The organism is Paraburkholderia sp. BR10923 (genome assembly GCF_040948765.1).
GTDB lineage: Bacteria > Pseudomonadota > Gammaproteobacteria > Burkholderiales > Burkholderiaceae > Paraburkholderia > Paraburkholderia youngii.
The window spans coordinates 1-285 of record NZ_JBFPKO010000196.1 but is presented as its reverse complement, the minus strand read 5'-3'; the positions used below and the strand labels follow the sequence as shown (position 1 = coordinate 285).

1 pseudogene is annotated in these 285 nt (G+C 65.3%); it reads left to right on the top strand.

Annotated elements, in window-relative coordinates:
• Positions 1–285 (top strand): annotated as a pseudogene (locus AB3X94_RS42090) (electron transfer flavoprotein subunit beta/FixA family protein); the annotation flags it as partial.

Below are 285 nucleotides of genomic sequence, written 5' to 3'. Positions count from 1 at the left end.
CGCTGGTCGACAAGGAACAGCCTTCGCTCGTCATTCTGGGCAAGCAGGCGATCGACGACGACTCCAACCAGACCGGCCAGATGCTCGCCGCGCTGGCGAACCTGCCGCAGGCGACGTTCGCGTCGAAGGTGGTCGTGGCGGATGGCAAGGCGACGGTGTCGCGTGAAGTGGATGGCGGCGCGGAAACGCTGTCGCTGACGCTGCCGGCCGTGGTCACGACCGATCTGCGCCTGAACGAGCCGCGCTACGTGACGCTGCCGAACATCATGAAGGCCAAGAAAAAGC